This window comes from Caballeronia sp. ATUFL_F1_KS4A, assembly GCF_023630905.1.
Taxonomy (GTDB): Bacteria; Pseudomonadota; Gammaproteobacteria; order Burkholderiales; family Burkholderiaceae; genus Caballeronia; species Caballeronia zhejiangensis.
Genome location: NZ_JALQEB010000069.1, coordinates 1 through 247 on the forward strand (window position 1 = coordinate 1; position 247 = coordinate 247).

1 protein-coding gene is annotated in these 247 nt (G+C 65.2%); it reads left to right on the forward strand.

Annotation, left to right across the window (positions count from 1 at the left end):
* Positions 1–29: 29 nt before the first annotated feature.
* The coding region (locus NCS03_RS31065) for a CBS domain-containing protein (RefSeq protein ID WP_502801559.1) at positions 30–247 on the forward strand (218 nt) is incomplete at its 3' end.

The following is a 247-nucleotide window of genomic DNA, read 5'->3' on the forward strand; positions in this document are numbered from 1 at the left end:
AGTCACATGCGCGCACGGTCGGCGACATCATGACGCGCGAACCCATTTGCGTGAACGAGGACGCCTCGCTCGCAAACATCGCGGCGGTTCTAGAGAGCCGTCACATCAAACGCGTTCCTGTTTTGCGCGACGGGCGGCTGGTCGGCATCGTGAGCCGCTCGAATCTCGTGCAGGCGCTCGCATCCGCGCTCACGGACGGCCGCACCCCGGGCGCGAACGATGCGGAAATTCGCGCGATGCTCATGGG